Source organism: Streptomyces bohaiensis (assembly GCF_012033785.1).
GTDB lineage: Bacteria > Actinomycetota > Actinomycetes > Streptomycetales > Streptomycetaceae > Streptomyces > Streptomyces bohaiensis.
Map to the genome: position 1 here is coordinate 1 of NZ_JAAVJC010000228.1, position 7,530 is coordinate 7,530.

Sequence of the window (7,530 nt, forward strand, 5' to 3'; positions counted from 1 at the left end):
CGCCGCGACCACGAGCTGCTGCTCGACGGGCACGACCACCCGGCGGGCGGCCGCTGGAACTACGACCACGACAACCGCGAATCGCCGCGGGGGGCGGGGAGCCCGGGGGTGACGGGGCGGCCGGGGGCGGCTGCCGGGTCGGCACTCGCCGAGGCGGTCCCGGCGTCCTCGGCGTCGGTCCCGGGGTCGGCGTCCTCGGCGTCAGCGTCGGAGTCGGGGGCCTGCTCCGCGTCGGCGCCCTCGGCTCCGCCACCGGCCTCCTCGCCGCCGTCAACGGGTGCGTCGGGGTCGTCGGTGTCCTCGTCCGCGTCCTCGTCCTCGTCCTCGGCGCCGGAATCCGCGCCGGCGCTCTGGTCCGGGCCCGGCTCCGCCTCGGGCGCGGGGCCCTCGACCGGCTCCTCCTCCTGCTCCTCCGGCGGTGGTGCCGGCTCGGGGTCGCCGAGGAACGAACCGTCGGGAGCGAGGAAGACCGGAGGACCACCGGGGACGAGCCCCAGCTCACGGGCGCGCTCCGCGAGGGCGTCCGGCGCGGAGAAGCCGTCGACCTCGGCCTGCAACGACTGCTGCTCGTCGCGCGCGTCCTGGGCCTGGCGGCGCAGTTCGCTCAGCTCGAAGGAGCCCTGGTTCAGCGCCGCGTTCAGCAACAGGAGCGAGAGCATGCCCGCGCCGAGCAGCACCACGATGAGCAGCACGAACGGGGTGCGGGCGGCCGCGTTCGACGAGGAGGAACCGCCCCCGAGGCCGGTGAGCCGTGCGAGGCGGGCCTGCGCGCCGGTGGCCGGCCCCTTGCCCGCGGGAGTCACGCCCGGGCCTCGCGGACGCGTTCGACGGCGCGCAGTCGGGCCGGCGCCGCACGGCGGTTCTCGGCGATCTCCGCCTCACCGGGCAACTCGGCACCTCGGGTCAGCAGCCGCAGCCGGGGCTGGTACTCCTCGGGCACGACGGGCAGTCCGGGCGGCGCCGTGGAGGCCGCGCCGGCGGCCAGGACCTTCTTGACCAGCCGGTCCTCCAGGGACTGGTACGACAGCACCACCATGCGTCCGCCGACCGCGAGGGCGCCCACCGCCGCCGGGACCGCGCGTTCCAGCACCGACAGTTCGCCGTTGACCTCGATCCGCAGCGCCTGGAAGGTGCGCTTGGCGGGGTTGCCGCCGGTGCGCATCGCGGCCTGCGGCAGCGCCTCCCGGATGAGGGCGACCAGTTCGGCGCTGCCGGTGAGCGGCGCGGTCTCCCGGCGGCGCACGACGGCTTCGACGATCTTGCGCGCGAACTTCTCCTCGCCGTAGGCCCGCAGGATGCGCACGAGGTCACCGGGCGGGTAGGTGTTGAGCACCTCGGCGGCGCTGAGCCCGGTGGTCTGGTCCATCCGCATGTCCAGCGGCGCGTCCTGCGCGTAGGCGAACCCGCGCTCGGCCTCGTCCAGTTGCATCGAGGAGACCCCGAGGTCGAACAGCACCCCGCGGACGGGGCCGACGCCCAGTCGCGCCAGCACGTCGGGGAGTTCGTCGTAGACGGCGTGGACCAGGGTGGCGCGGTCACCGAACCGTGCCAGCCGTTCCCCGGCCAGCCGGAGCGCCGAGGGGTCGCGGTCCAGGCCGATCAGCCGGGCGCCGGGGTGGGCTTCGAGCAGGGCCTCGCTGTGGCCGCCGAGCCCGAGCGTGCAGTCCACCACGGTGGCGCCGGGCTCTTCCAGGGCTGGCCCGAGCAGCTCCAGGCAGCGCCGGAGGAAGACGGGGCGGTGCCGGTCTGCTGCCGGCCGGTCGTTGGTGGTGGACATGGGCCTTCCGAAAAGGTGACCGCCGGGGTCGGCGAAGGGGAGAAAAGCGACACGGACGACGGGTGTGCGCAACCCTAGTCCACCTGATTCCGGGGTCAATCACTGCGCCGGACCCGTGTGGCGGGCGCGTCCGGGCCCGCCCGGCGCCCCGCCGCCCGGCGCTCCCGGGCCCCGTGCGCACCGGGGTGATCCCCGTCACCCGGGCGCGCCGCGGGCCCGGTCGTACCCGGACGCAGCAGGCGGCCGCCGCGCCGCACGCACGGGCGCCGGGTGACCGGGGGGCGGGAGCGGCGCCGTTCCGTACTAACGTCTGCGGCATGTCTTCATCGGTCACCGATCAGCTGGTAGAAGCCAACAGGCGGTACGCCGCGGGGTTCACGGACCCGGGCATGGACGCCCGCCCGACCCGCAAGGTGGCGATCGTCGCCTGCATGGACGCCCGCCTCGACCTGCACTCCGCCCTCGGCCTCGACCTGGGCGACTGCCACACCATCCGCAACGCGGGCGGTGTCGTCACCGACGACATCATCCGCTCGCTCACCATCAGCCAGCGCGCGCTGGGCACCACCTCCGTGGTCCTGATCCACCACACCGGTTGCGGCCTGGAGAAGCTCACCGAGGACTTCCGCACCGAACTGGAGCTGGAGGTGGGCCAGAAGCCCAGCTGGGCGGTGGAGTCCTTCACCGACCTCGACCAGGACGTGCGCCAGTCGATGAACCGTGTGCGCCGCTCGCCGTTCCTCCTGCACACTGATGACGTCCGCGGGTTCGTGTTCGACGTGACGACCGGCCTGCTCCGGGAGGTCCCCGCGGCCAGCCCGTCGCCCAGCCGGTGACGCCGGACGCGATTGTGTGAAGAATGCTCTCGCGCGGTGTGCGCCCCCGGCAGGGCGGCGCACACCGACCAACGACGGCCCGCCCCGCCGGGGCGCGGCGGAACGGCGAGAGGGGCCGAGGAGAACCGGTGACGACCTACGAGGGCCAGAGCACACTCGGTGAGCTGGGCGCGACCGCGGACGCGGTGCGACGCGCCATGGAAAGCGTCATCGAGGGCAAACCGGAGGTCGTGCGCGTCTCGCTGACCGTCCTGCTCGCCGGCGGGCACCTGCTGCTGGAGGACGTGCCGGGCGTGGGCAAGACCATGCTCGCCAAGGCCCTGGCGCGCTCCGTCGACTGCTCGGTGCGCCGCATCCAGTTCACCCCGGACCTGCTGCCCTCCGACATCACGGGTGTCAGCGTCTACGACCAGGAGCGCCGCGAGTTCGAGTTCAAGCCCGGGGCGGTCTTCTCGCAGATCGTCATCGGCGACGAGATCAACCGCGCCTCCCCCAAGACGCAGTCCGCGCTCCTGGAGGCGATGGAGGAGCGGCAGGTCACCGCGGACGGCGAGACCTACGCGCTGCCGAAGCCGTTCATGGTCGTCGCGACGCAGAACCCCGTCGAGATGGAGGGCACCTACCCGCTGCCGGAGGCGCAGCGGGACCGCTTCATGGCACGGGTGTCGATGGGGTACCCGTCGTTCGAGGCGGAGCTGCGGATGCTGGAGGGCCACGGCGAGTCCTCCCCGCTCGACGCGCTGCGGCCCGTCGTCCAGGACCACCGGTTGGTGAAGCTGATGGAGGCCGTGCGCGGCATCCACGTGTCCGACCCGGTCCGCCACTACGCGCTGAACCTGCTGGACGCCACCCGCAACTACCCCGAGGTGCGGCTCGGCGCCTCCCCGCGGGCGGGGTTGCAGCTGCTGCGCGCGGCCAAGGCCTCCGCGGCGCTCCAGGGCCGCGAGTACGTCCTCCCGGACGACGTGCAGGCGCTGGCGGTGCCGGTGCTGGCCCACCGCCTGCTGCCGACGGCGCAGGCCCAGCTCAACCGCCACACCACCGAGGACCTCGTCGGGGAGATCCTGACCCACACCCCGATGCCGGACGTGTACGCGCAGCGCCGGGGCTTCTGATGCCGCCGTCCGGCGACCCGGACCGGGGTCCGCTGCGGGCCGCGTTCGGCGGGCTGACCACACGCGGCCGGTCGTTCCTGGCGGCCGGCGCGGCAGCGGGCGTCTGCGCCTACCTGCTGGGGCAGGAGGACCTGCTGCGCATCGGAGCGCTGCTGGCGCTGCTGCCGCTGCTGTGCGTGCTGGTGCTGCACCGCACACGGAGCCGGGTGACGGCGGCACGGCAACTGAGCCCGGCCCGGGTCCCCGCGGGCTCGGAGTCCCGGGTCCGGCTGCGGCTGGAGAACACCGCGCGGGGCGTCCCCACCGGGCTGCTGATGCTGCAGGACCGGGTGCCCTACGTGCTGGGCCCGCGGCCGCGGTTCGTGGTGGACCGCATCGAGTCGGGCGGCAGGCGCGAGGTCACCTACCGCGTCCGTTCCGACCTTCGGGGCCGCTATCCGCTGGGGCCGCTCCAGCTGCGGCTGACCGACCCGTTCGGCCTGGTGGAGCTGAACCGGTCGTTCACCGCCTTCGATGTGATGACGGTGCTGCCGCGGACCGAGCCGCTGCCGGCGACCGCGCTCGGCGGGGACGCCGCCGGGTTCGGCGAGGGCGGGCGGCGGTCGACCGCGATCACCGGCGAGGACGACGTCATCCCGCGCGACTACCGCCACGGCGACGACGTCCGCCGGGTCCACTGGCGGTCCACGGCCCGCCGGGGCTCGCTGATGGTCCGCCGCGAGGAGCAGCCCCGTCAGGACCGCTGCACGGTGCTGCTGGACACCCGGCGGCGCGGCTGGGAGCAGGAGAGCGGGGACCCGGCGTTCGAGCGGGCCGTCTCCGGCGCCGCCTCCGCCGTGGCGCACCTGGTGGCGCGCGGGTACGCGGTGCGACTGGTGACGGACACCGGGGCCGTGCTGCCCGAGGGGGAGGGCGACCAGCCGGACCCCACCGAGATCGGGGCCCTGGTGATGGACGGCCTGGCTTCGGTGGAGCACTCCGACGGTGAGGGGTTCGAGGGCGCCCGTGAGGCGATGCTGCGGCGTGACCCCGGTCTGCTGCTGGCCTTCCTGGGGACGGTGGCGAAGGAACCCGCGGGCGAGCTGACCGCGCTGCGGCGCGGCGGCGCCCCGTCGATCGCGTTCGTCGCGGCCGGCCAGTTGGACGGCCGGTTGGAGGAACGCCGCATGAAGCGGCTGGAACAGGGCGGCTGGACGGTGCTGGCGCACCATCGCGACGCCTCCCTGGCAGAGTTGTGGCGGGCGGCGTCACGCGCGTCGCTCGGACGCTGACCGCCGGCAGGACGGACCACCGCGCGCGACCGGGCACGGGCGACGCGCCGGACAGTGGGTCGAGGAGAGGGATCATGGGCGGACGAGGCCGGATCACGGTGGTGGCCGGGGCTGCGACGATGGCCACCGCGTTCGCGCTGCTGCCGCTGGTCGAGGACCCCGGGTGGTTCCTCCAGGCGGGCCTGCTGCTGGCGATGGTGAGCGGTGTCGGCGCGCTCGCGCGCTGGGGCGAGCTCAATGCCGCGCTGACGACCACGGCCCAACTGCTCACCGCGGTGCTGCTGCTCACGCTGGTCACCGTGCCCGAGTACGCGCTGCTCGGCGTGGTGCCCGGGCCGGAGGCGATCGCCGAGCTGGGCGTGCTGTACGAACTCGGCGCGCAGGACGTCGGGAGCTTCGCCTCCCCCGCGCCCGTCACCGAGGGCATACGGCTGATGCTGCTGACCGGCGTGCTGGGCGTCGGGCTGGTCGTCGACCTGCTGGCGGTGACGCTGCGCAGTGCCGCCGCGGCCGGACTGCCGCTGCTCGCCATGTACTCGGCCGCCACCGGCATCGCCCAGGAGGCCACCGCCTGGATCCACTTCGTCGTGGCGGCGGGCGGGTTCCTGCTGCTGCTGCTCACCGAGAGCAGCAGCCGGGTGGCGGCCTGGGGACGGTTCTTCCCCGGGCCCCTCGGTCGCGGCGGCGGCGAGCCGGGAGCAGCGCGGCAGGACGTGCCGAGACTGCGGACCGGGCACCGTATCGGCGCGGCCGCGCTCGGCGTCGCGGTCGCCGCACCGCTGATGCTGCCCGCGCTGGGCGAGGGTCTGATCTCACCGCCCGAGCGCGGTGGGACCAGCTCCGGCGGCCACGACATCGGCACCATCGCCGTCAACCCGGTCGTCGCCCTGCAGGACCAGCTGAACCAGCCGGCCGATCGGACCGTCCTCACCTACGAGACGGACAGCGACCGCCCGCGCGACCTCTACCTGCGGCTGGTCTCGCTGGACCGGTTCGACGGCAGGCGCTGGTTCTCCAGCGAGAACGTGCTCGACTCCGTGCCGCAGACGCCGTGGCCGGTCGCCGGTCTCAGCGACGCGGTGGAGCAGACGGAGGCCGTCACCACCATCACCGCGGAGCCCGACTACGCGCAGCGCTCGCTGCCGGTGCCGGTCCCCGCGCAGGACATCGCGGCGGAGGGCTCCTGGTCCTACGACGCCTACTCGCGCACGCTGGTGGCCGGGCGCAACCAGACCGCCGCCGGCCTGGAGTACGAGGTGCGGCACCTGCTGATCGAGCCCACCGCGGCGCAGTTGGCGCAGGCGCCCGAGCCGGTCAGCACGGTGATCACCGACGAGTTCACCCGGCTCCCGGCCGACCTGCCGCCGCTGGTCGCCGAGACGGCGGCCGAGGTGACGGCCGACGCCACCAGCAACTACGAGCGGGCCGTGGCCCTCCAGCGGTGGTTCACCACCGAGGGCGACTTCACCTACAACACCGATGTCGCCTCCGGTACCGGCACCGAGGCCGTGGCGAACTTCCTCCAGGCCCGCGAGGGGTTCTGCATCCACTTCGCCTTCGCGATGGCGGCGATGGCGCGGACCATGGACATTCCCGCCCAGGTCTCCGTCGGGTTCACCCCCGGCGCGCGCCAGGCGGACGGCAGCTACGCCGTCGGGCTGCACAACGCGCACGCCTGGCCCGAGCTGTACTTCGAGGGCGTGGGCTGGACCCGGTTCGAGCCCACGCCGGGCCAGGGCAGCGCCCCCGCCTGGACGCGGCCGGACGCGGCGAACGCCGACCGTCCGGAGGTCGAGGACGAGGAGCCGGACGCGGGGTCGGCCGCGCCGGAGGGCGAGGAGGAGGAGCCCGCGGCTGCTCCCGAGGAGCCGCCCCGCTGCGACCCGATGCTGGAGCCGGAGGCCTGCGAGGTGCCGGTGACGGCCGACGCGTCGGGCGGCCGGGACGCCGCGGTGGCCTTCTGGCCCTGGGTCTGGGGTGCGCTGGCCGCCGCCGCGCTCGCCGCGCTGCTGCTGACCCCCTGGCTGTGGCGCCGGCGGGAACGCCACCGCCGGTTGGCGCCGCAGGCCGGGGTACTGGCCGCCTGGGACGAACTCCTGGACAGCGCCTGGGACATCGGCTCGCCACCCCTGCCCGAGGAGACCCCCCGGCAGGGGGCGCGGCGCGTGGTCCGCGCGGGACAGCTAGCCGAGGAGTCCGCCGCCGCCGTCCACCGGGTCGCCGACGCGGTGGAGCGGGAGCTGTACGCACCCCGCGGCGCCGCCGGGGTGGACGGCGCGGCGGTCGCGGACGACGCACGCACCGCTGTCGCGGCGCTGCGCGCCGTGCACGAGTCGCCGGCCGCGCGGAGCCGGGCGGCGCTCTTCCCGCCTTCGGCCGTTCGGGTGACGCAGGCGGCCTCGCTCCGGGCCCGCGCGGCGCGGGCGGAGGCCGCGGAGCGGACGCGCCGGATGGTGCCGCGACTGTCCCGCTCCCGGGGCTGAGGCACGAGCGGCGTCCCGCTGAGGGGCGGGGCCCGCGCGGGGCGGGCG

5 protein-coding genes and 2 pseudogenes are annotated in these 7,530 nt (G+C 75.0%); 5 read left to right on the top strand and 2 right to left on the bottom strand.

Annotated elements, in window-relative coordinates:
• Nucleotides 1-18: 18 nt before the first annotated feature.
• Nucleotides 19-129: pseudogene (locus tag HCN52_RS26435) on the top strand (cryptochrome/photolyase family protein); the annotation flags it as partial.
• A gap of 386 nt (nt 130-515) precedes the next feature.
• Here HCN52_RS26435 and HCN52_RS26540 read toward each other — a convergent pair.
• A pseudogene (locus tag HCN52_RS26540) lies at nt 516-659 on the bottom strand (septum formation initiator family protein); the annotation flags it as partial.
• Nucleotides 660-799: 140 nt separating this feature from the next.
• The gene (rsmH, locus tag HCN52_RS19325; RefSeq protein WP_168089718.1) at nt 800-1,777 is read right to left on the bottom strand and encodes a 16S rRNA (cytosine(1402)-N(4))-methyltransferase RsmH; all 978 of its coding nucleotides are present in this window, start codon (nt 1,775-1,777) and stop codon (nt 800-802) included.
• A gap of 317 nt (nt 1,778-2,094) precedes the next feature.
• On the opposite strand from rsmH, the gene HCN52_RS19330 reads away from it, so the two are divergent.
• The 4 genes from HCN52_RS19330 to HCN52_RS19345 all read left to right on the top strand — a co-directional run bounded on the left by HCN52_RS19330 (nt 2,095) and on the right by HCN52_RS19345 (nt 7,482).
• Nucleotides 2,095-2,613, top strand: coding sequence for a beta-class carbonic anhydrase (locus tag HCN52_RS19330; RefSeq protein ID WP_168089719.1), 519 nt, complete (start codon nt 2,095-2,097; stop codon nt 2,611-2,613).
• A gap of 128 nt (nt 2,614-2,741) precedes the next feature.
• Entirely contained in the window at nt 2,742-3,728 is a 987-nt protein-coding gene (locus HCN52_RS19335) for an AAA family ATPase (RefSeq protein WP_168089720.1), read from the top strand.
• A complete protein-coding gene (locus HCN52_RS19340) occupies nt 3,728-4,999 on the top strand; it encodes a DUF58 domain-containing protein (RefSeq protein WP_168089721.1) in 1,272 nt (423 codons plus the stop codon). The genes HCN52_RS19335 and HCN52_RS19340 overlap by 1 nt, the downstream gene beginning before the upstream one ends.
• A gap of 74 nt (nt 5,000-5,073) precedes the next feature.
• Nucleotides 5,074-7,482, top strand: coding sequence for a transglutaminase TgpA family protein (locus HCN52_RS19345; RefSeq protein ID WP_168089722.1), 2,409 nt, complete (start codon nt 5,074-5,076; stop codon nt 7,480-7,482).
• Nucleotides 7,483-7,530: the final 48 nt, after the last annotated feature.

Bases quoted from the DNA above. Each gene is read 5' to 3' on its own strand.
- rsmH (WP_168089718.1), bottom strand. From the start codon at position 1,777: ATGTCCACCACCAACGACCGGCCGGCAGCAGACCGGCACCGCCCCGTC.
- HCN52_RS19330 (WP_168089719.1), top strand. From the start codon at position 2,095: ATGTCTTCATCGGTCACCGATCAGCTGGTAGAAGCCAACAGGCGGTAC.
- HCN52_RS19340 (WP_168089721.1), top strand. From the start codon at position 3,728: ATGCCGCCGTCCGGCGACCCGGACCGGGGTCCGCTGCGGGCCGCGTTC.
- HCN52_RS19345 (WP_168089722.1), top strand. From the start codon at position 5,074: ATGGGCGGACGAGGCCGGATCACGGTGGTGGCCGGGGCTGCGACGATG.